This is a genomic window from Leptolyngbya sp. CCY15150 (assembly GCF_016888135.1).
Classification (GTDB): domain Bacteria; phylum Cyanobacteriota; class Cyanobacteriia; order RECH01; family RECH01; genus RECH01.
Map to the genome: position 1 here is coordinate 1 of NZ_JACSWB010000030.1, position 348 is coordinate 348.

Below are 348 nucleotides of genomic sequence, written 5' to 3' on the forward strand. Positions count from 1 at the left end.
AGCTTCCTTCAGCACAAGCTCCATCGCCTCTCGTAAATTCGCAACGTCTCCCAATACTTTACGAATCCGGCTCTTCAACCACGCCCAGCACTTCTCAGAGCTGATTTATAAAGTAAGCCCTTAAGCAGCCAATCGCTTTACCATCAGACGAATCAAGGAACCATAAATCATGGCCTCACTCACCTCTGGGTAAGTCTCATAATCTTTGCTTAAGCGTCGAAAGCGATTGAGCCATCCAAACGTACGCTCCACGGTAGTGGATTAACGTAAAGGATAGAGAAAAACAAGGCATTGCCGTCGCATTGCTCGATTCTGAGGGAGTAGGCTCCATGACAATTGAGATGACCT

At 47.1% G+C, this 348-nt stretch carries 1 pseudogene; it reads right to left on the reverse strand.

The window, feature by feature from the left end:
* Positions 1–120: 120 nt before the first annotated feature.
* Positions 121–252 (reverse strand): annotated as a pseudogene (locus JUJ53_RS00130) (IS5/IS1182 family transposase); the annotation flags it as partial.
* Between the last annotated feature and the right edge of the window lie 96 nt (positions 253–348).